At 30.4% G+C, this 23461-nt stretch carries 22 protein-coding genes; 11 read left to right on the top strand and 11 right to left on the bottom strand.

Features of this window, described 5'->3' with window-relative positions; all coding sequences use genetic code 11:
* The first annotated feature begins 56 nt into the window (after positions 1-56).
* From E4J94_RS04510 to rfbD, 3 genes are read left to right on the top strand one after another with little or no spacing between them, the layout of a single operon-like run.
* Complete coding sequence (locus E4J94_RS04510) at positions 57-614, top strand: OmpH family outer membrane protein (protein WP_135834678.1); 558 nt, start codon at positions 57-59, stop codon at positions 612-614.
* 52 nt (positions 615-666) lie between these two features.
* A complete protein-coding gene (locus tag E4J94_RS04505; RefSeq protein ID WP_135834677.1) occupies positions 667-1182 on the top strand; it encodes an OmpH family outer membrane protein in 516 nt (171 codons plus the stop codon).
* A gap of 54 nt (positions 1183-1236) precedes the next feature.
* Positions 1237-2091 carry a dTDP-4-dehydrorhamnose reductase gene (gene rfbD, locus E4J94_RS04500; protein WP_135834676.1) on the top strand — a complete coding sequence of 285 codons (855 nt, stop codon included), beginning with the start codon at positions 1237-1239 and terminating at the stop codon, positions 2089-2091.
* 65 nt (positions 2092-2156) lie between these two features.
* Here the strand turns inward: rfbD and pgi are convergent, their stop codons facing one another.
* Positions 2157-3809 carry a glucose-6-phosphate isomerase gene (gene pgi / locus E4J94_RS04495; protein ID WP_135834675.1) on the bottom strand — a complete coding sequence of 551 codons (1653 nt, stop codon included), beginning with the start codon at positions 3807-3809 and terminating at the stop codon, positions 2157-2159.
* A 149-nt stretch (positions 3810-3958) separates the two neighbouring features.
* Between pgi and E4J94_RS04490 the strand changes: the two genes are divergently transcribed.
* The 6 genes from E4J94_RS04490 to E4J94_RS04465 all read left to right on the top strand — a co-directional run bounded on the left by E4J94_RS04490 (position 3959) and on the right by E4J94_RS04465 (position 10528).
* A complete protein-coding gene (locus E4J94_RS04490) occupies positions 3959-5584 on the top strand; it encodes an alpha/beta fold hydrolase (protein WP_135834674.1) in 1626 nt (541 codons plus the stop codon).
* Positions 5585-5639: 55 nt separating this feature from the next.
* On the top strand, positions 5640-6386 hold the full coding sequence (locus E4J94_RS04485) for a lysophospholipid acyltransferase family protein (RefSeq protein WP_246034255.1): 747 nt from the start codon (positions 5640-5642) through the stop codon (positions 6384-6386).
* On the top strand, positions 6383-8233 hold the full coding sequence (locus E4J94_RS04480) for a M1 family metallopeptidase (RefSeq protein ID WP_135834673.1): 1851 nt from the start codon (positions 6383-6385) through the stop codon (positions 8231-8233). Before E4J94_RS04485 ends, E4J94_RS04480 begins: the two co-directional genes overlap by 4 nt.
* 3 nt (positions 8234-8236) lie before the next feature.
* Positions 8237-8710 carry a ribonuclease HI gene (rnhA, locus tag E4J94_RS04475; RefSeq protein WP_038336544.1) on the top strand — a complete coding sequence of 158 codons (474 nt, stop codon included), beginning with the start codon at positions 8237-8239 and terminating at the stop codon, positions 8708-8710.
* A gap of 29 nt (positions 8711-8739) precedes the next feature.
* Positions 8740-9654: a hypothetical protein gene (locus E4J94_RS04470; protein WP_135834672.1), complete on the top strand. Its 915-nt coding sequence runs from the start codon at positions 8740-8742 to the stop codon at positions 9652-9654.
* Between the two features lie 316 nt (positions 9655-9970).
* Positions 9971-10528, top strand: coding sequence for a 5-formyltetrahydrofolate cyclo-ligase (locus tag E4J94_RS04465; protein WP_135834671.1), 558 nt, complete (start codon positions 9971-9973; stop codon positions 10526-10528).
* On the opposite strand, the gene E4J94_RS04460 is transcribed toward E4J94_RS04465, so the two are convergent.
* Both E4J94_RS04460 and E4J94_RS04455 read right to left on the bottom strand, forming a co-directional pair.
* A complete protein-coding gene (locus E4J94_RS04460) occupies positions 10468-11097 on the bottom strand; it encodes a hypothetical protein (protein ID WP_135834670.1) in 630 nt (209 codons plus the stop codon). The two genes, E4J94_RS04465 and E4J94_RS04460, sit on opposite strands and share 61 nt — an antisense overlap.
* Entirely contained in the window at positions 11081-12163 is a 1083-nt protein-coding gene (locus E4J94_RS04455) for a flagellar basal body-associated FliL family protein (RefSeq protein ID WP_135834669.1), read from the bottom strand. The genes E4J94_RS04460 and E4J94_RS04455 overlap by 17 nt, the downstream gene beginning before the upstream one ends.
* A gap of 307 nt (positions 12164-12470) precedes the next feature.
* Here E4J94_RS04455 and E4J94_RS04450 point away from each other — a divergent pair, with 307 nt between their 5' ends.
* On the top strand, positions 12471-12728 hold the full coding sequence (locus E4J94_RS04450) for a hypothetical protein (protein WP_135834668.1): 258 nt from the start codon (positions 12471-12473) through the stop codon (positions 12726-12728).
* A 29-nt stretch (positions 12729-12757) separates the two neighbouring features.
* The gene (locus E4J94_RS04445; RefSeq protein WP_135834667.1) at positions 12758-12979 is read left to right on the top strand and encodes a hypothetical protein; all 222 of its coding nucleotides are present in this window, start codon (positions 12758-12760) and stop codon (positions 12977-12979) included.
* Between the two features lie 67 nt (positions 12980-13046).
* Here E4J94_RS04445 and E4J94_RS04440 read toward each other — a convergent pair whose 3' ends face one another.
* From E4J94_RS04440 to E4J94_RS04405, 8 genes are all read right to left on the bottom strand, one after another.
* Complete coding sequence (locus tag E4J94_RS04440) at positions 13047-14096, bottom strand: NAD(P)-dependent alcohol dehydrogenase (RefSeq protein ID WP_135834666.1); 1050 nt, start codon at positions 14094-14096, stop codon at positions 13047-13049.
* A 110-nt stretch (positions 14097-14206) separates the two neighbouring features.
* Complete coding sequence (locus E4J94_RS04435) at positions 14207-14548, bottom strand: hypothetical protein (RefSeq protein ID WP_135834665.1); 342 nt, start codon at positions 14546-14548, stop codon at positions 14207-14209.
* On the bottom strand, positions 14538-15857 hold the full coding sequence (gene thrC / locus E4J94_RS04430; protein ID WP_135834664.1) for a threonine synthase: 1320 nt from the start codon (positions 15855-15857) through the stop codon (positions 14538-14540). The genes E4J94_RS04435 and thrC overlap by 11 nt, the downstream gene beginning before the upstream one ends.
* A gap of 2 nt (positions 15858-15859) precedes the next feature.
* Positions 15860-16843, bottom strand: coding sequence for a homoserine kinase (locus E4J94_RS04425; RefSeq protein WP_135834663.1), 984 nt, complete (start codon positions 16841-16843; stop codon positions 15860-15862).
* A 3-nt stretch (positions 16844-16846) separates the two neighbouring features.
* A complete protein-coding gene (gene thrA, locus E4J94_RS04420; RefSeq protein WP_135834662.1) occupies positions 16847-19300 on the bottom strand; it encodes a bifunctional aspartate kinase/homoserine dehydrogenase I in 2454 nt (817 codons plus the stop codon).
* Positions 19301-19517: 217 nt separating this feature from the next.
* A complete protein-coding gene (locus tag E4J94_RS04415) occupies positions 19518-19949 on the bottom strand; it encodes a hypothetical protein (protein WP_135834661.1) in 432 nt (143 codons plus the stop codon).
* Between the two features lie 173 nt (positions 19950-20122).
* A complete protein-coding gene (locus E4J94_RS04410; protein ID WP_135834660.1) occupies positions 20123-21511 on the bottom strand; it encodes a T9SS type A sorting domain-containing protein in 1389 nt (462 codons plus the stop codon).
* A 144-nt stretch (positions 21512-21655) separates the two neighbouring features.
* A complete protein-coding gene (locus E4J94_RS04405) occupies positions 21656-23332 on the bottom strand; it encodes a tetratricopeptide repeat protein (RefSeq protein WP_135834659.1) in 1677 nt (558 codons plus the stop codon).
* Positions 23333-23461: the final 129 nt, after the last annotated feature.

Below are 23461 nucleotides of genomic sequence, written 5' to 3'. Positions count from 1 at the left end.
TATGTAAATTTGTATAGAACGTTTTGGCATAGTTTTAGAATTAATACACTCAGAATATGAAAAAATGGATTAGCTTTATAGCATTGTTCCTTGGATTAGCAAATTTTGCATTAGCACAGAGATTTTGTTATGTTGACTCTCAATATATTTTAGAGAGTTTACCAGAATACACATCATCTCAAAACAAATTAAAATCTCAAACAGAATCTTGGCAAAAAGAAATAGAACAAAAACAAGAAAATTTAGCTAAATTACAAGCCGAATTTGAAGCCGAAAAGATTTTATTAACAGCTGAACAAGTTAAAGAACAAGAAAAAAAACTTGCGGATGAAGTAAATGCTATAAGAGTTTTACAAGATAAAAGATATGGTCCAAATGGAGATTTAGTAAATTTGAGACGATCAATGGTAAAACCTTTGCAAGATCAAATATATAATGCTACTAAAGAAGTTGCAGATAAACGTGGATATGGTTTTGTTTTTGACAAAGGAAGCGATTTGATTATGATTTATACGGACCCAAAATTTGACATAAGTAGAGAAGTTTTACATACTTTGAGGCCAGATTTGAAGCCAAATAATAATTCAAATTCTAAACCAAAAGCAAAAAAATAAAAACACAAGTAATAAAACAATAAAATAAATTTTAAAACAAATTAGACTAGAAATGAAACAAATTAGATTGATAGCAGTATTTACAATGATGGTTTTCGGAAGCGTTTTATCTTTCGCTCAAGAAATTGCACATATTGATACGCAAGCGGTAATTGAAGCTATGCCAGCTTATAAAAAAGCTGAAGCAGATTTAGAAGCTTTAGGTAAAAAACATCAAGAGAAAATTGCAAAATTACAAGGAGACTATAAAACTTTTATGGAAACTGCCCAAAAAGATTTAGCTGGTAAATCTCCTGAAGAGCAACAAAAATTAATTGCGGCTAATAAATACCAAGAGAAAGAGCAAGAAATGCAAAAAGCTTACGAAACAGTAGCTAAAGCAGCTCAAGAAGAAATGCAAGCAAAAGAAAAAGCTTTAATGGATCCAATCGAGAAAAGAGTTATGGATGCAATTAACGCTGCTGCTGCAAAAAAAGGTGTTAAATATGTTTTACCTGCTGGTGTATTAGTTTACAAATCTGGAGGATATGACTTATTAAACGATGTTAAAAAAGAATTAGGATTATAATTTTTAGGATTATTAATATCTTCAAGCCACTATTTTAGTGGCTTTTTTTATATTATGAAAAAAATTTTAATTACTGGCGCAAATGGTCAATTGGGACAATCAATTTTAGAACAATCTAAAAAATACAATGAGATTGAATGTTTTTTTGCTACTAGAAATGAGTTAGATATCACAAATGAAAATTTGGTTAATCAATATTTTGAAGATAAACTATTTGATTTTATTATAAACTGTGCAGCTTATACAGCTGTAGACAAAGCAGAAGACGATTACAATAATGCTTATTTAATCAATGCTAAATCTACTGAATTATTAGCTAAAGTTACCAATCAAAAAAGTATTCCATTCATCCATATTTCGACCGATTATGTATTTGATGGAACAGAAGCAAAACCACGCTTAGAAACCGACTTAACAAATCCTATTGGAGTATATGGACAAACAAAATTACAAGGAGAAGAATTGGCATTACAAAATAATCCTAAAACAATTATTATTCGTACGGCTTGGGTATTTTCAAGGTTTGGCAATAACTTTCTTAAAACGATGCTAAAATTATTTAAAGAAAAAGAATCAATTTCTGTTGTTTCAGATCAAATAGGTTCTCCAACTAATGCTTTAGATTTAGCAAAAGCAATTCTAGATATTATTTCAAAAGACGAATTGAAATATGGGATTTTTAATTATTCAAATGAAGGAGAATGTTCATGGTTTGAATTTGCTCAGAAAATTAAAGAATTATCAGGCGCAAGTACAGAAATTATTCCTGTTTCAACATCAGCTTATCCTACAAAAGCGAAACGTCCTGCGTACAGTTTATTGGATAAATCGAAAATAAAAGAAGTGTATCAACTTGATATTCCGACTTGGGAAAATAGTTTGAAAGATGAGTTAAATCAAATAATTTAATTTTTAGAATAAGAATTATATATAAAAGGTCGAGAATATTCTCGACCTTTTATATATAATTGTGTTTACTTTTTCCAATATTTGTAAGCATTTATTAATCCATTTGTAGATGAATCATGAGAAGTTATTTGTTCATCATTTGATAATTCAGGTAAAATAACATTTGCTAATTGTTTTCCTAGCTCAACTCCCCATTGATCAAAAGAAAAAATATTCCAGATTATACCTTGAACAAATATTTTATGTTCATACATAGCAATTAAATTCCCTAAAACTCTAGGTTTTAACACTTCATATAAAATCGAATTTGTAGGTCGATTTCCTTCAAATACTTTAAAAGGAGTTAACAAATCAATTTCCTCTTTCGTTTTTCCAGCTTTTTCTAATTCAGCAATAACAGTTTGTTTATCTTTTCCGAAAGCTAAAGCTTCTGTTTGCGCGAAGAAATTTGATAATAGCTTTGCATGATGATCTCCTATAATATTCAATGAATTAGCCCCTGCTATAAAATCAGCTGGAATTAATTTAGTTCCTTGATGAATCAATTGATAAAAAGCATGTTGCCCGTTTGTCCCTGGTTCTCCCCAAATAATAGGACCTGTTTCATAATCTACTTTTTTTCCATTACGATCAATTGATTTCCCATTACTTTCCATATCTCCTTGTTGAAAATAAGCAGCAAATCGAGATAAATACTGTTCATAAGGCAATAAAGCAATGGAATCTGCTTCAAAAAAATTGTTATACCAGATTCCTAATAAAGCCAAAACAACTGGAATATTTTGATCTAATGTTTCAGTCCTAAAATGAATATCCATTTCATGAGCTCCTTCTAGTAATTCTTCAAAATTATCGAACCCGATTCCCAAAACAATACTTAAACCTATCGCACTCCAAAGTGAATAACGACCTCCTACCCAATCCCAAAATTGAAACATATTCGCAATATCAATTCCAAATTTCGTTACTTCTTCATTACTTGTTGATACCGCTACAAAATGTTTCGCAACATCACTTTCTTGCGCATCAGAATTTAAAAACCATTCTTTTGCTGAAAAAGCATTTGTCATTGTTTCCTGTGTTGTAAATGTCTTAGAAGCAACAATAAACAATGTTGTTTCTGGATTAACATCTTTAAGAGTCTCCACTAAATGTGTTCCATCAATATTTGAAACAAAATGAATATTTAAACGTGTTTTATAATGTTTTAATGCTTCAGTTACCATCATAGGGCCAAGATCAGAACCACCAATTCCAATGTTCACAACATCAGTGATCTCTTTTCCTGTAAAACCTTTCCATTCACCCGAAATTACTTTATTTGAAAAAGATTTCATTTGTTCTAATACCTCATTAATTTGAGGCATTACATCATTTCCGTTAACCAAAACTTCTTCATCAGAGCGATTGCGTAAAGCTGTATGTAAAACGGCTCTATTTTCAGTAACGTTAATAATATCACCTTCAAACATTCTCTGAATTGACTGATCAACTTCCATTTCTTTTGCTAAATCCACTAAAAGTTGAATTGTTTCAGTATTAATCCTATTCTTCGAATAATCCACTAACAACGAAGGATATTGAATCGAAAATTGCTCAAAACGGTTTGAATTTTGATCAAATAATTCTTTAATGGTTGTATGCTGAATAGATTGAAAATGTTTTTTTAGTGCATTCCAAGCTTTCGTTGTTGTCGGATTAGTTGTTTTCAAAGACATAGTATTTTTTGATAATCTTTTCTTTAACAAATTTAATCATTTCAAATTGGTTGCAAAATGTAAGTTTATAACAATATCTTTTTAAGAAATTATCAAAATATTTTGTAACCTTTTGTAAAACGTTACGTCTTATTTGAAACTATAGATTTATGCGCAACTATTTTTTTGTATCAATTGTAGCAATTTGTAATATAATCTCTGCTCAAACTAAATTGAACGGAAGTGTGAAAGATACCAATAATCTTGCAATTCCATATTGTTCAATTGGAATAAAAGATTCTGAAATTGGAGCAATTACAGATGAAAAGGGAAATTTTTCTATCGAAATCCCAGAAAAAATAGCAAAAAGTCATTTAATTTTTGATGCAGCTGGTTATAAAGAAGTTTCTAAATCTATTGAAGAAATTCAACAAAACTCAGTTATAATTTTAAAAGAAAAAGAAGTTTCATTAACTGAAGTTATTGTTAAATCTGAAAAAATGAAAGAAAAAGTAATTGGTCAAAAAACTCGTCCAATGCTAACTTTTTCTAAAATGTTTGATGAAAATGTACCAACAATTGAACAAGGAAATATTTTTGAAATTTACCCAAATACAAAACTGAATACATTTAATTTCCATATTATTCCAAGTTCTAAATATGAAGAAATCACGTTAAAAGTTAATATTTACGCTGTTAAAAATGGTTTGCCAACAGAATCGCTTTTAGATGAAAATATTATTTATAAAACATCTACAACTGGATGGCAAAAAATTGATTTAACACCATATAAATTTCGATTCAAAAATGTAAACCAAATCGCTGTTACAATGCAACTAGTTAGTTTTAAAAAACATAATCAAGAAGATTTTGTTTTTGGTATTTCTGCTAAAAAATCTTTAGCAAAAGACTTATTGTTTAGATATCAAAGTCAAGGTAATTGGGAAGCTTCTTCAGGAGTTTTTATCGCTAACTTAGAAGTTTTATACTCAAAAGATAAATTAACTATAAATGAGGAAAAGTCTGAAGAAATTGATACAAAAACGCAAGAATTGATTTCATACTATCAGCATAAAGAGAAAGCTAAAAGGTCGATTTACGGAAAAAATAAATCCGGAAAATATCTTGACATAAATGATGCGAAGATCTATTATGAAGAATATGGACAAGGTGAGCCTTTGATATTTTTGCATGGAAATAACGGAAGTATAGAAGATTTTTATCAACAAATTCCATTTTTTGCAAAGCATTATCGAGTAATTGTTCTTGATACTCGCGGACAAGGAAGAAGTACTGATTTGACAAATACTCCATACACTTATGAAAAATTTTCAAATGATTTGTTTCAAGTAATTCAGCAACTTAATTTAAATAAGGTTAACCTTATTGGATGGAGTGATGGCGGAAATACAGCATTAATTTTCAATGCTCAACATCCTCAACTCATCAATAAAACAGCGACTATTGGTGCGGTTCTTAATCCAAATGGAGTAAGCGAAGAACTAATTGGGAATTTAAAAAATTTAGCAAATAAGCCTTCAGAAGACACAAATTTACGCTTAATCGAATTGATGTTAAATGAACCAAATATTACGAAATCTGAACTAAATAAAATTCAAAATCCAGTATTCATTATTGCTGGAGAAAAAGATGAAGTAAAAGAAAGTCATACTAAAGAAATTCAACAAAATATTTCAAAAGCGGAGTTATTGATTATTCCAAATTCTACACATTATGTTCCTTTCGAACAGCCAAAAATATTGAATGAAGCTATTTTGAAGTTTTTCAAAAAATAGGAACATAGGTTTGGTTTTCATTTTCTCCATATCTTTACTCCAATAAACCAACTCAATGAAATACATCACAGGTTTTTTCGTTCTTATTTGGCGCATTTGGATGATTTTATTAGCCGCAATTTATGTCCTAACAATTGGTGTTTTTATCGTATTACCTTTAGCAAACTTCGATAAAACATTTCCTTACATCTACCCATTTATAAGATATTGGGGAAAATTTGTTTTGTATGGAACAGGATTTAGAATTGATTACAAAAAACTTGTCCCTCTCGATCCGAAAGAAAATTATATTTTTATAGCTAATCATACTTCGGTGATGGATATTATGTTGATGTTGGCTATTCTTAAACATCATCCAATCGTGTTTGTTGGTAAGGCAGAATTACTCAAAATCCCTATCTTTGGAAGAATATTCGAACGAATTTGTATTCCTGTCGACCGAAAAAGTGCACGTAGTAAAGCACTAGTTTATCCCGAAGCAAAGAAAAAGTTAGACAAAAATCTGAGTATTTTTATTTTTCCTGAAGGCGGTGTAACAAACGACAAAGAATTCAAGATTTATTTGGATCCTTTCAAAGATGGAGCGTTTAACATTGCAATCGAAACACAAACGCCTTTGGCTGTTTTGGCGATTCACGGAGTTAATAAAATGTTCCCATTTAATTGGTTTAGAGGTTATCCAGGAAAAATAAAAGTTCGATTATTAGCGGCTTTCGAAACGAAAGGTTTGAATGTAAAAAACAATAAAGTTACTTTGAAAGAAGAAGCTTACAACACGATTTTAAAAGATTTAGAACAATGAAAAATTTAGTTTATATCGCATTAGGAACGGCTTTAACGGCGGTTAGTTGCAATAAACAAATCACTTCTACCACAGAAACTGAAGCAAAAGACAATCAAACTTTTGCTGATTTAGATAAAGCCCGCATCAAACATTTTAGTTTGGATATCGAAACCGATTTCGATACGCATCAAATTAAAGGTTCTGCGGCTTATACATTCGAAAATAATCAAGCAAAACAATTGATTTTAGATACCGAAAAACTAACAATTGATTCAGTTTTATTAGCGAATGGACAAAAAACAACATACAAATTAGGTGAAAAAGATTCGATCAAAGGTCAAGGCTTAATCATTGATGTCACACCAAATGATACAATTGTAAAAATTTTCTACAAAACTTCGCCTGATGCAAATGCTTTACAATGGTTAAATCCGCAACAAACACACGATAAAAAACATCCGTTTTTATTGTCTCAAGGACAAGCAATTTTAACACGTTCTTGGATTCCAATTCAGGATACGCCAAGTGTTCGCTTAACGTACGATGCAAAAGTAAAAACGCCGAAAGATTTGTTGCCTTTGATGAGTGCAATCAATCCGAAAGAAAAAAATGTGGAAGGAATTTATACATTCAAAATGACGCAACCAATTGCGCCTTATTTGATTGCTTTGGCTGTTGGTGATGTGCAATATCAACCAATCGACAACAGAACGGGTATTTATGCAGAACCTGGTTTGTTAAAAGCTGCTGCGTGGGAATTTGCCGATATGGGAAAAATGGTAACTGCTGCCGAGAAATTGTACGGAAAATATCCTTGGGAACAATTTGATGTCTTGGTTTTACCGCCTTCGTTTCCTTTTGGAGGAATGGAAAATCCGCGTTTAACGTTTGCTACGCCAACTGCAATTGTAGGTGATCGTTCGATGACGAATTTGATTGCACATGAATTGGCACATTCTTGGTCTGGAAATTTAGTAACGAATTCTACTTGGGATGATTTCTGGGTGAACGAAGGATTTACAGTTTATTTCGAGCGTAGAATCATGGAAGAATTAGAAGGAAAAGATTATGCGGATATGATTTCAGTAATCGGTTTTCAGGATTTAGAGACGTCGATAAAAAATATTCCAGAAAAATATACTTCATTAAAAGTGAACATGAAGGGAGCAAATCCTGATGATGCTTTTTCTGATGTTCCGTACGATAAAGGTTATTTGTTCTTGAAAATGTTAGAAGATAAATATGGACGTGAAAAGTTTGATAAATTCTTGAATCAATATTTTTCTTCGCACGCTTTCCAAACAATGACGACAGAAAAATTTGTGGAATATTTGAAAACTAATTTGACAAATGGAGACGATTCTTTTGTTCAAGAATGGATTTATAACACAGGCTGGCCAAAAGATTTGAAAAAACCTACTTCAAAATTATTCGATTTAGCAGAAGCGCAATTACAGCAAGATATTACAAACGGACGAAATAAAGTTGCTGCGAAAAAAGTGGCGATTTCTACGAAATCTACAAATGAATGGGTTCATTTTATTCGTCAAATTGATACGACTAAAAACACAAAAGAAGATTTAGCTTATTTGGATGCTATTTATGATTTTACAAATTCTAAAAATCCAGAAATTGAAACAGCTTGGTACGAAAAAGCATTTTTAATGCATTACGATAAAGTCAACACAAATGCGAAAGAATTCTTGGTAAATGTTGGTCGTCGTAAATTTTTAGAGCCTTTGTATTTAGCTTTAAAAGAATCTAATCAATTAGATTTAGCGAAGAATATCTATAAAGATGCGCGTCCAAATTATCATTTTGTTGCGCGTCAAACAATTGACACAATGTTAAATTACAAACCATAAAACATGGCAATTGTAGCATATACAGACGGTTCATCGTTGGGAAATCCTGGTCCAGGAGGATTTGGTTGTATTTTGTTGGAAACCGAGAAAAAAGTCAAAAAAGAAATTTCTCAAGGTTTTCGATTAACAACGAATAACCGAATGGAATTGTTGGCGGTTATTACGGCTTTGGAAACGCTAAAGTTTACAAACACGGAAATTACTATTGTGACGGATTCTAAATATGTGGTCGATGCTGTAGAAAAACGTTGGGTTTTTGGTTGGGTTCAAAAGAATTTCAAAGGAAAGAAGAATGCCGATTTGTGGAAAAGATTTTTAGAAGTTTATAAAATTCATCGCGTAAAATTTCAATGGATAAAAGGTCATGCTGGACATCATTGGAACGAAGAAGCTGATAAATTGGCGGTTGCGGCAGCAAATAAACCCGAAAATTTTAAGATAGATTCTTACTTCGAAATTCATCAAAACGAAGAATAATTTTCTACTTTTGTGAGGCAGAGAGAAAAATGAAAATGAAGACGTTGTGGAGATTTCTCCCACTAATTTTAATTATAATTTACAGTTGTTCACCAAAAAAAGAAAAAGGTGAGCTTGTCTACTTTAGTGGACGAATCGCTAATGCACAAACAGATAGCATTTACCTATTATTGAATAATCGTGAAAAGGCTTTTGCTTTAGATTTTGATGGAAACTTTTCGGATACAGTTCAGTTAGTTGACGAAGGCTACAAAACGCTTTCTATTGAGCGCGAGGAGTTTACAATTTATTTGATTCCAGGTGATAGTTTGATTCTAAATACAGATTTAAAACATTTGGAGAAAAATTTCAAATTCTCTGGAATAGGAAAAAATCGAAACAATTATTTGGTTGACAAAAGTTTTAAAACGGATAAATTCTTAACTAATCATACCGAATTATTTAAACTTGCTCCGCCAGATTTCAAAAATCAAATCAAAAATTTTCATCAAAAAGTTTTCGAAGATTTAGAGAAATTAGAAGTTAATTCTTCGTTCATCAAAACAGAAAAAACGAATTTAAATTACGATTTTATCAATTTGTTGTACATGTACAAGGATTCGTACACCTATTACAATCCTGCTTCACAGCAATTACCTATTAATTTTCTGACCGAATTAGACAAAATAGATTTAGATAATGACGAGGATTACAGAACTTATCAAAGTTACCGCAATATTGTCTTAACGAATTTACAAGAAAAATTGTATCAAGGATTTTCTCCAGATACTTTATTAGAAAACATCAAAAGTCAATCAATCAAAAATGGATTTATTAATTCATTAATTTACGAACTTGATCCAAAAGATCCAAACAGCCAAGTAATCTATCAAGCAATACAAAAACATTGCAATTATCAACCTTGGTTGGATGAAGCAAAAGGGCGAATGAAAAAATCTATTTAATATGATTTTTATTTTATTATTAATCAAACATATAGATATTATTTACGGTTTTCCTCATTTTTAGAAGCAATCTTTGCATGAAATTTGCACCTTGTTAGAAAATAAATCAACTAATAATGTCTAAACCTAAGAGAATTCACAAGACTTATCAAAAGTCTATATTTAGCAAAATGAAAATAAAACCTGTCAACATATTACTTTTTATGGCAGTAGCTTGTTTTATTTTCGTTTTAGTGTTTCTATAATAGCTAAAACAAAAAAGATCTACTTACTTTTAGCGCTAATTATTTCTTAACTTCGTTATAAACGGAAAAAGATGACAAAAACAGAAGCTAGAAGATACTATCGAAATCTGAGAAAAGAATTCACAAGAGTAGAGATAAACGAATTAAGTGAAAAGATTTTTCAATACATTAAACAATTTAGTTTTTCAATTGAAAAGTCTTTTCATATTTTCTTGCCTATCGAAAAAAATAACGAAATCAATACTTATCCAATTATAAATTGGCTATATCAACAGCAAAAAGAAGTTGTTTTACCTTTAGTTGTTGGCGATGATATGATAAATTGTAAAGTTGAAAAAGGCTTCGAAACTGTTTTAAATTCACGTCAAATTCCCGAGCCAATTAATTATGTAGAAATTGAATCTTCTACAATAGATGTCATTTTTATACCAATGTTTGTAGCTGATAAAACAGGAAATCGTGTTGGATATGGAGGTGGTTATTATGATAAATTCTTAGCGAGATGTAGACCTGATTCAAAAAAAATAGGTCTAACTTTCTTTAGACCTATCGAACATATTGAGGACGCTTATTTAGGCGATTTTCCACTTGACTTTTGTATTACTCCTGAAGGAATTGAATCGTTTTGAATCGAATCTTTTTGTTCCTTTAAAGTAGTAAAATAAAATTTGAATTCTCTCTGAAACTTTATTGGTTCTTGTTTTAAAACAAATACACCTACATGATTATTTGTTTCAATTAACTTTTTATCTGAATTGAAATAATTGATTGTATAAGCTATTCTCTTTATAGAATCTGGCACGATAGAATCTTTAGGTAAAATAGCAAATTTAGATACTGATGTATAGGTGACTTTTTTTGAACGCAAATCCCTTAATAAAGAAAAAATCTCAGTTGTATCTTTTTTTGGAAAATATGATAACAATTGATCACGTAGTAAACTATCAACTTCAATATCACTTGTTGTTGATGCCAAAGCTGAAAGTTCATACAGCTCTCTTAGTTTTTGCTTCGCAATAAAATTTACAGCTTCAACAGAATCCATTTTACTACTTACAGTTGACGATTCATTTTTGTAACCTTTTATTGTTTCTGGGTTATAATCTCCTTTATATTTATCGTCTTTACACGAAAATATAATCCAAACACTCATTAGTAATATTATACTAAACTGAACCATTTTATTTATCGTTCTCATCTTGTTGGATTTTAAATTTTAATTTAACAATTTTTCCTTTTTTGCTTTCCGACTCAATTAAAGAGAAGTTCTTTAAAGAAGTTGTAGGCATTGTAACCAAATTGATATACTGTTGTTTCGAAAGAATTTCTACACCAAAAAAGTCGTTATCGTAAACTTGATAAATCAAAGCATCATCAGAAATCATTTGATTAAGTTTAGATATTCGTTGTTTCAAATCTTTTGCAGAATTCGAATAATAATACAGCATAATTTTATAATCGTCAGGCTCTAATAAAAGCTTTTCTGGCTGATTATATTGATGCAAATTAACTCTAAAAGTATCTTGTTTGTAATAAGGTGAACTCACAAACATCTTGATAGTATCTTTTTGTGATTCAAATTTGATACAACCTGTTTTTGTGGATAAATACAATGGTGTAAAACCATCTCTAATAATTGTTACCTCAACAGAATTGGTTATTTTGCTTTGTCTATCTGAATCTACAAAACAGAATTCATATTCTCTTTGACTAAAAAAAGAATAATAAACAGCCATTCCTATCCCACTTAATAAAATAACAGCAACAACTATTATCGAAATTAATTTTAGCTTAGGCTTTGTTTTGATGATTTCTACTTTTGCAGAATCTGCTTCTTTTTCTATTGATGATTTAACTTCCTGTAGAATCTCTACTTTTGGTTCTGATGAAATTATGTGTTCTGATGAAAAATTTTCGTTTTCTCTTGCTTCAATCGTCGATTCTTCAGCTTTACTTGAACCAAAATGTTCTATTTTCTGAACATTAAGAAAGTGTGCCCAATTTTTATATCCACAATATTGCGCCAAAAGATTGAGCATATCAATACGCGGAAGCTTCTTAAAATCTGACTTAAAATACGTATAAAACCATTTTTCACTAACGGTAGATCTGGTTTTATTAAATAAATCATCTTGGAAAGATGTAATTTCTTGCCCCTTCCAATCGGAGATATTTTCGGATTGAGCAGAATTTTCTTCTAAAAATCGATTTGAAATCGTTTTTTTTAGAATTTCGAAAATTTCTATATCTGTAAATTTGCTCAAAAAATAAAATTTATAAGATTGGTTTTCAGTATTTTGTAAAATAATTTCAATTTTACAAATTGTCTTTTAATACAACTACAAATAAAATAATTTTTTTGATATGTTGAGTTGTATTTCTTTATTAATGCGTTGTTAAATGATTTCTTTTATTGTAAAACATTTGTTGAATATTAGATGATTGGATTACAATCATCTTACAACGATTTTGCTTCGAAAAAATTTGATATCAGCTTAACTTTGGTTCAACAAAATGATTGAAAAATCAACAAAAACAAAAAATCAATTAAACATTTAAAAAATTAAAGTTATGAAAAAATTAGTATTAAACGTAATCGTATTAGGAGTATTCGGAACTGCATTTGGTTTAACATCTTGTAATTTATTTGGATCGAAAGAAACAAAAACTGAAACAGAGGTAAAAAATGACACAATTACAACAATCGAAGATTCATTAAAAATTGATTCTATAGGAAAAGATTCTGTTGTCATCAAAGATTCGGCAGTTGTAAAAGAAACTCCTATAAAAGTTGAAACAACTACGACTACAACAACAGAGAAAAAATAATTTGTAGAATAGATTAAACAAAAAATCAAATGAAAAAATTAGCTTTATTTGCTTTCGCAGCGATTTCTTTCACAGCAATGTCTTGTAAACAAGAACCAACAAAAGTAGGAGAACCAATAACTATTGATGAGGATTCAGTAAGTGTTGAAAAAGCAGAAATTCCTGCAGCCGATTCTGTAGAAGGAGTTACGATAGATTCTTCGAAAACTGTAAATACAGCAGAAACAACTAAAGATTCTGTAACGAAATAAAACTTGAAAACTCAATAAACAAAAAATCCGCTAATAAGCGGATTTTTTTGTTTATATATCTAATAGATTAAGATTCTTTCAATGATTTGATATCAATCACAAAACGGTATTTCACATCAGACTTCATCATACGTTCGTAAGCTGTATTAATATTTTGAATATCTATCATTTCTACATCAGAAACAATATTGTGTTCTCCACAAAAATCTAACATTTCTTGTGTTTCTTTTATTCCTCCAATTAACGAACCTGCTAAATTACGACGTTTCATAATTAATAAACCTCCGTGAACAGCATCTAAAGGCTCAATAGCTCCAACCATACACATTGTTTTATCTAATTTTAATAACTGTAAATATGGATTAACATCGTGCTTTACTGGAATAGTATTCAATAAAAAATCGAATGAATTTGCATGCGCTTTCATTTGTGTTGCATCTTTTGAAATTAAAACCTCATCAGCTCCAAGTTTCTTTGCATCTTCACCTTTCGATTCAGAAGTTGTAATCATTACGACATGTGCACCCATTGCTTTTGCAAATTTAACACCCATATGTCCTAAACCTCCAAGACCAATTACACCAACTTTATCACCTACTTTTACATTCCAGTGACGCAAAGGCGACCAAGTTGTAATTCCTGCACACAACAATGGTGCAGCAGCTTTTACATCGATATTTTCAGGTACGTGAAGTACAAAATCTTCTTCTACCACGATATTTTCTGAATAACCACCATAAGTGATTCCACCATGTTTTGAATTTTTAGAATTATACGTTCCTGTAAAACCATTTTCACAATACTGCTCCAAACCTTCGTCGCAAGAAGAACAGTGTTGACAAGATTCGACCATACAACCTACTCCAACCAAATCGCCAACTTTGAATTTCGTCACTTCAGAACCAACTTCTTTTACTCGACCAATGATTTCGTGTCCAGGAACAACCGGATAATTTGGTTTTCCCCAATCTCCTTTCGCTGTATGAATATCGCTGTGACAAACCCCACAATACTCGATATCAATAAAAATATCTTTCGCGTGTAAATGTCTACGTTCTATTGTGTGTGGCGCTAATGGATCTGTTTCATTGAACGCTGCATATGTTTTTGTACTCATTATTTATAAATTTTTGATATTATAAAATTAAAAAAATCCATCTGAATAATTAGATGGATTTTGAGATTATAATAATTAATTATTCATTTAAAACCATTATTCTTCTTACATCATCTTAAAAACACTATCCTTTCCGCAAGAATTGCCTGACCAGCTGGAATCCCTGACATTTCTGCATAAAAATATTGTGGTGTTGCATATTTTACTTTGATATAATAATTTTTAGAATAAGTTATAGCAAAATTTCCTTTCATTTTTGTTGATTCATGTTTATTAGAGGGTTTTATTCCAAAATACAAATTACCTCTATATACTACCGCAAAAGGATTTTTTAAAATATCATCATTTTTAGCATATTTAAAAGCCATTAAATCCTTAGGATTTTCATAATATTTTTTTCCTTCTTCTCTTCCTACAACCTTTTCAGTAGAGGAAGGAATTTTATTTATCATTTTTATTTCCTAACAACCAATTTTTCAACTCATCAAAATCATTGTTCATTTCAACTTTAATTGATTGTTTCAATTTCAATTCTTCGACTTCTTTTGGATAGACAATTTTATCTCGTATTTCTTTTGAAAAAACTTCAGGAAATTTACACGGATGCGCCGTCGATAAAAATACCACCAATTCTTTTTCATCTTGTTTTTTCGCTTGATATTCCTTTGTCGCTAACCACGCAATCGACGTATGCGGACAAGCAACATAATTATATTGTTGATTAATTTCTACAATTGCATTTGTTGTTTCTACATCAGAATAAGCTTTTGAAACCATTTTTGATTTTAATTGCTCCACATCTTGCTCAAAAAACTCCATCACACGAACCCAATTACTCGGATTTCCAACATCCATTGCATTCGATAACGTTTGTACAGAAGGTTTTGGTTGATAATTTTCGGTTTCTAAAAATGAAGGAACAGTATCGTTCGCATTTGTAGCTGCAACAAATTGTTCTACTTCCAATCCTAATTTTGAAGCTAAAATACCAGCCGTAATATTCCCGAAATTTCCGCTTGGAACAACAAAAGAAATTTTCTCAAAACCTTTTCTTTTTGCTTGAGCAAAAGCCTCAAAATAATAGAAAGATTGCGGAATCAAGCGAGCAATATTAATCGAATTTGCTGAGGTTAAATTTAGATTTCTCATTAAATCTTTGTCTAAAAAAGCTTGTTTTACCAAGGCTTGACAATCATCAAAAGTTCCATCAATTTCTATCGCACGAATATTTTTTCCATTCGCTGTTAATTGCAATTCTTGTATCGGCGACACTTTTCCTTTTGGATATAAAATCGTTACTCTCGTTCCTTCTACTCCCAGAAAACCGAGCGCCACAGCGCCTCCTGTATCGCCAGAAGTCGCCACCAAAACATCTAACAATTGATTATCTTTTTTCGAATAATGCGCCATCACTCGACTCATAAATCTTGCTCCAAAATCCTTGAACGCAAAAGAGGGTCCATGAAACAATTCCAAAACAGCTAAATCATCTTCTAAAAATACCAAAGGCGCAGGAAAATTGATTACCTCATCAATCAAATTATTGATCGTTTCTTCAGAAAAATAATCTTTTAATAAGTGATTTGTAACCTTTTTCGCAATCTCTTGAAATGAATAATTTTCAATCGAATTCATCCAATTTTTATCTAATTTTTCCAATGACAAAGGCATATATAATCCTTTATCTTCTGGCAAAGATTGAAAAACCGCTTGTTTAAAATCGACTCTGTTATTATGATTATTTGTACTATATAATTTCATTTTTAGTGTTTTATATAAGGTCCTTGTTGATTAATTTTAGAGACAAATGATAAATGTTCAATTTCTTTTATTGCCAAAAAATCATTTAATTTTTGTTCAATAATTTCTGCATCCAATTTACTTTTAGATAACGCCATAACTGTTGGTCCAGAACCAGAAATCCCGAATGTTAATGCATTATTTGCAAGCGAAATACTTTTCATTTCATTAAAATATGGAATCAATAAAGAACGATTTGGTTCGATAATGTCATCTTGCATCGAACGACCAATTTCTTCGTAATCATTCTCATAAAGCGCCGCAACCAAACTTGCAATGTTTCCCCATTGTTTTATTGCTTTACTCAATTGCACTTTATCTTTAATTAATTTGCGCGCATCCTTTGTTGGCACTTCTACTTTTGAATAAATCAACGTCACATATAAATTTTCAGGAACAGGTAAAGAACGTACCAAAAGCGGCTCGTAAGAAGGAATCAACGTAATTCCACCAAACAATGATGGCGCGACATTATCCGCATGAGCAGCACCACAAGCCAATCGTTCGCCTTCCATACAATAAGGTATAAGTTCGTTTTTAGAAAGTGGTTTTCCTAATAATTCATTCAATGCAAAAAGTCCAGCAACTGTACTCGCTGCACTTGATCCTAAGCCACTTCCAATTGGCATTTTTTTGTGTAATTCTATCGATAATCCAAAAGAATCTTGTAAACCTAAATCACAAAATAATTTCCATGCCGAATGAGAAACTGTATTTTTCATTGCATCCAAAGGTAATTTCCCTTCGTCTCCTGTAATTGTCAGAATTTCGATTCCTAATTTTTCTGTCTTTTCAATGATTACTTCATCACCTGGATAATCCACCGCAAAGCCCAAAATATCATATCCACAAATCATATTGGCAACTGTTGCAGGAGCAAAAACGTGTACTTTTTCTAAAAACTTCGCTTGATCAAGCTTATATTTATTTTCGATTATTTGATTCATCTTTTATCGTATTGAACTTATGTTAACTAAATCTGCAAAAACGCCAGCTGCCGTAACTTCCGCGCCAGCTCCAGGACCTTTCACAACCAAAGGACGTTCCTTGTAACGTGCTGTTGTAAACGAAATAATGTTATCGCTTCCAGACAAGGCATAAAACGGATGTTGATTATCAACCAACTCTAACAAAATTGATATTTTTCCATCTTCTAAAATCCCGATATAACGAATCACTTTTTGCTCCGCTTCAGCTTGAAATTTTATCTTTTCGAAATAATCATTTTCGTTGACTAACTCTTTATAAAAATCTTCTACAGTAGCAGCTTCTAGACAAGATTTTGGCAAAATAGAATCGATTTTTACATCTGCCGCTTCCACTTTGTAACCATTATCACGAGCAAGAATTAACATTTTTCGCATAAAATCTATTCCACTCAAATCGTCGCGAGGATCTGGTTCTGTATAACCTAATTCTTGAGCTTTTTTTACAACTTCAGCAAATGTATTTTCACCTTTAAAATGATTGAAGATATACGAAATTGTCCCTGATAAAATCGCTTCAATTTTTAGAATTTGATCTCCACTCATTCGCAAATCTTTCAACACGCTAATAATTGGTAAACCTGCTCCAACATTTGTTTCGTAAAGAAAATCAATGCCATATTTTCGAGCAGTTTCTTTCAAATTTTTATAGTCTTGATAAGAAGACGAATTCGCAATTTTATTACATGTTACAACCGAAATGCTGCTTTCGAAAATTTGTTTGTAATAATTTGACAAATCAGAACTCGCTGTATTATCAACAAAAACACAATTTGGTAAATTATACTGCTTCATTTTTTGGATAAATTCATTCAAATCAGCCGATGAAGAAGAATTTTCCAATTCATTTTTCCAATTCGATAAATTGATTCCGTTTTCATCAAACATCATTTTTTTAGAATTTGATAATCCAACTAATTTTATTTCGATGTCATTATTTTTAGCTAAAAAATCTTTCTGTTTTTCTAATTGATTTAAAAATGTCGAACCAATATTTCCCACACCAACATTGAAAACATGAATTGTCTTTTTCAAGTGATTAAAAAACGCATCATGCACGACATTTAAAGCTTTTGATAAATCATTTTCGTTAATCACAACCGAAATATTATACTCCGAAGAACCTTGCGCAATCGCTCTAACATTAATTCCATTTCGTCCTAACGCATAAAATAACTTACCCGAAACACCAACTGTCTTTTTCATGTTTTCTCCAACAATTGCAATAATTCCGAGATTTTCTTCAACTTCAATTGGCTCCAACCATTTTGCTGCAATCTCTAAACAAAACTCTTCTTCTATTAATTGTTTCGCTTTTTCAACTTCATTATGATGAATCGCAAGCGTGATACTATGCTCTGACGAAGATTGCGTAATCAATACAATATTGATATGATGTTGCGCTAAAAGTGAAAAAAGTTTCCCACTAAAACCCAATTTCCCGACCAAACCACTTCCTTTTATATTGACTAACGCAATATCTTTTATCGACGAAATTCCTTTGATTGGAAAATCTGTTGGTTGCGAATCGAACTGAATTTTTGTTCCTTCGAAATCTGGTTGAAATGTATTTTTAATTAAAATTGGAATTCGAAGTTTAAAAGCCGGAGCCATTGTTGGCGGATAAATCACTTTTGCACCGAAATACGACAATTCCATCGCTTCTGTATAGGATAAATTCTCTAACGAAAAAGCTTTGGATACATAACGAGGATCAGCTGTCATCATTCCATTTACATCTGTCCAAATTTCAATTTGTTCTGCATGTAAAGCCGCTCCAATCAAAGCCGCAGTGTAATCAGAACCACCTCTTCCTAAAGTTGTCACTCGTCCTTCTTCATTAGCCGCAATAAATCCTGTTACAACCAATAATTTATCCGAATGATCTTTTGTTAATTGTTGAATATTTTGAAGTGAGATTTCTTCTATCACATTCGCTTGACCAAAATTATGATCTGTCACAATATAATCAGAAGCATTAATTACTAATGAATCTCCAACATGTTCTTGCATTATTTTTGCGATTAATAAAGCACTACATCTTTCGCCAAAACTCAAAATCAAATCTTTTGTTTGAAGACTTAATTCTTTCAAAATCTCAACTCCTTCTAATAATGCTTCCAACTCATTCATCAACAATTTCAACTTTGTTAAAATCGGATTTTGATTTGGCACATTGATTAAAGCTTTTACAATTTCGAAATGTTTGTCTTGAAAAAATTTTAAATCATTTTCATCAAATTTTCCTGATGAAGCTTCTTCGGACATTTTGGTTAATAAATTGGTCAAACCAGAAATAGCAGATACAACCAAAATAATCGAATTATTTTGTTGTCTTTCTTGTTTAACAATTTCTACTACCATACGGATGCTTTTTACTGATCCGACTGATGTTCCTCCGAATTTTAAAACTTTCATAATTTAAATTTTGATCATAAAAAAAGCATCTTCCTTTTGAGAAGATGCTTTTGCATTATTTTATAAAATTAAATACATAACAAGACTCCTCTAAGTGTGAACACTAGAAGTCGTCGTAATTGAAATAATTGTATTTAATCCGTTTTGTTTCATTATTGATAACGAATATACAAACTTTTTTAATAAATCAATAAAAATTTATCAATTTGTTCAATTTTTATTTTATAGAATCTTTCTTCGTAGCTAGTGAATCAATAACTTCAGCAGTTATAGGTTTTATATCATTCGAATAACCAACAACGATTCCATCTAATTTATCTATTCTTTTTACTTTAAAAGTTTCAGTTCCTTCAGCACCTTTAAATGAAACTTTATAAACAGCTTCATAAACAGTTTTATCTCCATCCTCAAGAGGAGTCATTTTTTCAAAATTATAAACGTCTACAGGACCATACGCTTTAATTGGAGCATTTAAATCATCTACTGCTACTCCTTCTACTTTTGCAAACAAAGAATCTGGTTTTTCAGCTCTATATTTGTAGACTTCTAAAATAGCTTCTTTCACTTTATAGTCGGGTAAATCAGATTTTTTATTACAAGCTGTTAATGCTAGAATTCCACCAACGATAAGTAATGCACTTGCTTTCATAATTATATTTTTTGTGTTAATTGTACTGTAACTAATTTACTAATAAATAAAATCAAAAACAAGTATTTTTATTATAATCAATAAGATAGATAACTAAAAAATCGATTCTGTAATAGAACCGACTTTTGAATATAAATCTAATAATCTACTCTTTTAACTATTTATTAAAAAGATTATTTTTTGATTATTTTATATGTTTTTGATGTTTTATCTGTTTTTACTTCAACAATGTAAACACCCGATTTTAAATTCGAAACATCTATTTTAGAGGTTTTAGAGTTTCCTTTTTTCGAAAATAATTGTTGCCCCGTTAAATTGAATACAGTTACTTGTTTAATATTCTCCTTAGAATCAATATTTAATTCCTTTGAAGCTGGATTTGGGAAAAGTGTTGTTAATTCTATATTATCTACTTCTTCAATTCCTAATTTTGGTAATTGAATTCTGAACATTTTGATATTAGTTGCATCTAATCCCCAACCTACAATATATTTCTCATTTTCTGACAATTGAGTTGGAACATAGATTTTATCACCTTTCATATCAAACTTTAATGTATTTATAACATAATTATTAAAATCTTGAATACCTGTTTCTTTTGTCCAAATAAATGGCGTATAAACTGGAGCAGAGTCAACCCATTGTTTAGAAATCGTATACCCCAAAACAAGTGATCCGTCATCATTTATAGAAGTTACCCACGATTGTACATTATTTTCTTCTGGTTTTGCTATTCTTCCTAAGTCTATAACTCCTGTTTCTTCACTCCAAATCCATGCATTTTCAAAAGAAGCATCACTTTTACCTCCAATCCATTTTCCATCACCTGAAATTGCTCTTGCTTCTCCTAACTGATTAAATTCGTTTGTAGAACTTCCTTTTGGATCAACTAAAATATATTGTCCTTTTTGATAAGTTCCATCAGGATTTCTTTTCCAATAATGTGCTTTCCATGGCCCTCTCATATCTGACCAACCAATTATTACAGAACCATCATTTGATACTGCATTTGCTCGTCCTTGTTTTGCACTTGGATTAAATGGTTCTAATATTGAATTACCATGTATGCTATTCCAAGCGAACGCAATTGCTCTTGGTACTTCTTGTCCATCTACTGTTTTTTTCTCATATGAAAGACCTACAGCTGTATTTCCATCAGCTGAAATATAATAACCAGAACTAAAATCAGCATCTGAATAACCTGTATTATAATTAAAACCTAACGTTTCCCATTTTTTGGTAACCATGTTATATCTTGACATCTCTCCAACTGTAGGATCAGTATTTGTTTCACTTGTTCCAGAAATATATTTTCCATCTGGAGTAAAGGTTGCAACACCACCATGATTATTTCCTGGGGCAATTCCGCCAATAGCTTCTACTTTATCAGTATCTGCATTCCAAATTAAATACGGACCAGCCCATTCGCCATAGCCTGCAACTAATCCGTCATTTGATACTGATTGTGGATTTTGAAATTGTGTTGTTGTAATATATTGCGCATAAGATTTAGTAGACGCTAAACCAAAAATCGCAGCCAAAGTAAAAAGTTTTAATTTCATAAATGCTAATTTTTTTGTGTTAATTAATTTTCACAAAGATTAGTACAAAATCAATCAAAACTTCAAAAACATAGCTTACTTCGGTTGTACAGAACACATTACATTTTTAGTACTTTTATTTACAAACACAACATAATCAGTAAATTATAAATTTTCTAAAAAATTTATCAAATTAATATCCTCTCCTTTTATATTCAATTTTTTTCGAAGTCTAAAACGAGAAACATTTATACTATTTGTAGATTGGTAAGTAATGGTAGCAATTTCCTTGGTTGTCATTTTAAGGCGTAAAAAAGCGCATAATTTTTTTTCGTTTGGCGTTAAATTAGGACAAAGTTCATTTAGTTTGGTATAAAAATCTGGATTAACTTTTGTAAAATAAGTTTCAAATTCTGTCCAAATTTCATCATCTTTTTTAAGGCGCATTTCAACGATCATTTCCTGAATTTCTTTTTTATTTTCAGGCATTACTTTTTTCTTTAGTTCGACAAGCCTTTCAGCAATAGAATTTATCAACTCATTCTTTTTGAATAAATACATAATTTTTGCAGTTATCTCTCTATTCTTAAATTCGAGCTCATCTTTTAAAAAGTCTTTTTCGAGTGAAATATTTTTATGTTCTAATTGTAGTTTTTCTTTTAAAAGACTGATATTCTTTATTTTAGTTTTCTGTAGATAAATCCAAAGAATCGCAAGAATAAGAAACAGAAACAAACAACTACCAATACTATAATAGATTAATTTAGTTCTTTTTTTCTCTGCCTCTTGTCTTTTAATATTTTCTGAATAAATTGTTTTTTGCTTATCCAATTTATAATTCAGCTCCAATTGCGCCATCTTTTTCACAGATTCTTCATTGTAAACTTTTTTATTTAGAGTAGTATATTCATCTAAAGTTTTAAAAGCATTTTCATAATCATTCAATTCTTCATAAAGTCTTTTTAAAGAAAACAATGAATAAAGTATAGATTCTGTATTACCTACATTATGTCCAATTTTTAGCGCTTCTTCTAAGTAATATTTTGATTCTTTATACTTTTTTTGCAATCCATAAGCTTTTCCTAAATTATTATAACATTGTGCAATTCCCCTCTGATCATCTAATTTCTTTCGAATCTCTAAAGCCTTATTCAATACAAAAATGGATGTTACATATTCCTGATTTTCTAAATAACATATTCCCATATTATTCAACAAAGAAGCCTCTAATTTTTCGTCTTTTGCTTTTACATTTAATTCTTGAGCCAATTCATAATACTTCAAAGCCTTATTAAACTCTTCCTTTTTCAGAAAAACACCAGCTGTATTATTTAAAATATTTAATTTAAATTGAAGTCTTTTCGATTCATTTTTTATTTGTTCTAATCTTACTTTTGCACGATTATAAAAACCCAACGTTTGATCAAAATTATTTTGACGCAATTCTAAATTTCCTACAGCAATCAACAATTCTATTTCATACGTCATATATTGTTGATTATTAGGTTCAGAAATCAATTTGTTCTCAACAATTTTAGAAGCTTTCAAGAAATAATTCAGAGAGTTTACAAAATCTCCTCTTTCTAAATAAATATTTCCTAAATTCTTATAAACAGAGATTTTATCAGCATTCTTAGGTAAATTATGAATAAGATCATCTGCCTTTCTGTTATAAAGTAATGCCGAATCAAGATTAACACTAACAAATTCATATGACTTCTTCAAATAATTTTCTATTTCTGTTTCTGCATTCTTTTGTGCATTTAATAATACACTTATAAGCGTAAAAGCAAGAACAAATAAAAGTTTTAACTTCTGTAGATAAATTTGATTGAGAAACATATTTTTGGCATGAATATTAAGAAAACAATATACAACGAAAATTGAATGCGTCAGAAAAACTGATTATTCATTTTAAACTTTTTTACTTGGATAATCCTATCTTAACAAAAAAGTCGATTCTGTAACAGA

The sequence above is a fragment of the Empedobacter tilapiae genome (assembly GCF_004785645.1).
Taxonomy (GTDB): Bacteria; Bacteroidota; Bacteroidia; order Flavobacteriales; family Weeksellaceae; genus Empedobacter; species Empedobacter tilapiae.
The sequence above is the reverse complement of the archived record's forward strand: the minus strand, read 5'-3'. Positions and strand labels throughout refer to the sequence as shown.

Bases quoted from the DNA above. Each gene is read 5' to 3' on its own strand.
- E4J94_RS04470 (WP_135834672.1), top strand. From the start codon at position 8,740: ATGAAAATGAAGACGTTGTGGAGATTTCTCCCACTAATTTTAATTATA.
- thrA (WP_135834662.1), bottom strand. From the start codon at position 19,300: ATGAAAGTTTTAAAATTCGGAGGAACATCAGTCGGATCAGTAAAAAGC.
- E4J94_RS04465 (WP_135834671.1), top strand. From the start codon at position 9,971: ATGACAAAAACAGAAGCTAGAAGATACTATCGAAATCTGAGAAAAGAA.
- E4J94_RS04410 (WP_135834660.1), bottom strand. From the start codon at position 21,511: ATGAAATTAAAACTTTTTACTTTGGCTGCGATTTTTGGTTTAGCGTCT.
- E4J94_RS04415 (WP_135834661.1), bottom strand. From the start codon at position 19,949: ATGAAAGCAAGTGCATTACTTATCGTTGGTGGAATTCTAGCATTAACA.
- pgi (WP_135834675.1), bottom strand. From the start codon at position 3,809: ATGTCTTTGAAAACAACTAATCCGACAACAACGAAAGCTTGGAATGCA.
- E4J94_RS04440 (WP_135834666.1), bottom strand. From the start codon at position 14,096: ATGAGTACAAAAACATATGCAGCGTTCAATGAAACAGATCCATTAGCG.
- rfbD (WP_135834676.1), top strand. From the start codon at position 1,237: ATGAAAAAAATTTTAATTACTGGCGCAAATGGTCAATTGGGACAATCA.
- E4J94_RS04460 (WP_135834670.1), bottom strand. From the start codon at position 11,097: ATGAGAACGATAAATAAAATGGTTCAGTTTAGTATAATATTACTAATG.
- E4J94_RS04450 (WP_135834668.1), top strand. From the start codon at position 12,471: ATGAAAAAATTAGTATTAAACGTAATCGTATTAGGAGTATTCGGAACT.
- E4J94_RS04480 (WP_135834673.1), top strand. From the start codon at position 6,383: ATGAAAAATTTAGTTTATATCGCATTAGGAACGGCTTTAACGGCGGTT.
- E4J94_RS04405 (WP_135834659.1), bottom strand. From the start codon at position 23,332: ATGTTTCTCAATCAAATTTATCTACAGAAGTTAAAACTTTTATTTGTT.
- E4J94_RS04425 (WP_135834663.1), bottom strand. From the start codon at position 16,843: ATGAATCAAATAATCGAAAATAAATATAAGCTTGATCAAGCGAAGTTT.
- thrC (WP_135834664.1), bottom strand. From the start codon at position 15,857: ATGAAATTATATAGTACAAATAATCATAATAACAGAGTCGATTTTAAA.
- E4J94_RS04485 (WP_246034255.1), top strand. From the start codon at position 5,640: ATGAAATACATCACAGGTTTTTTCGTTCTTATTTGGCGCATTTGGATG.
- E4J94_RS04490 (WP_135834674.1), top strand. From the start codon at position 3,959: ATGCGCAACTATTTTTTTGTATCAATTGTAGCAATTTGTAATATAATC.
- rnhA (WP_038336544.1), top strand. From the start codon at position 8,237: ATGGCAATTGTAGCATATACAGACGGTTCATCGTTGGGAAATCCTGGT.
- E4J94_RS04510 (WP_135834678.1), top strand. From the start codon at position 57: ATGAAAAAATGGATTAGCTTTATAGCATTGTTCCTTGGATTAGCAAAT.
- E4J94_RS04505 (WP_135834677.1), top strand. From the start codon at position 667: ATGAAACAAATTAGATTGATAGCAGTATTTACAATGATGGTTTTCGGA.
- E4J94_RS04435 (WP_135834665.1), bottom strand. From the start codon at position 14,548: ATGATAAATAAAATTCCTTCCTCTACTGAAAAGGTTGTAGGAAGAGAA.
- E4J94_RS04445 (WP_135834667.1), top strand. From the start codon at position 12,758: ATGAAAAAATTAGCTTTATTTGCTTTCGCAGCGATTTCTTTCACAGCA.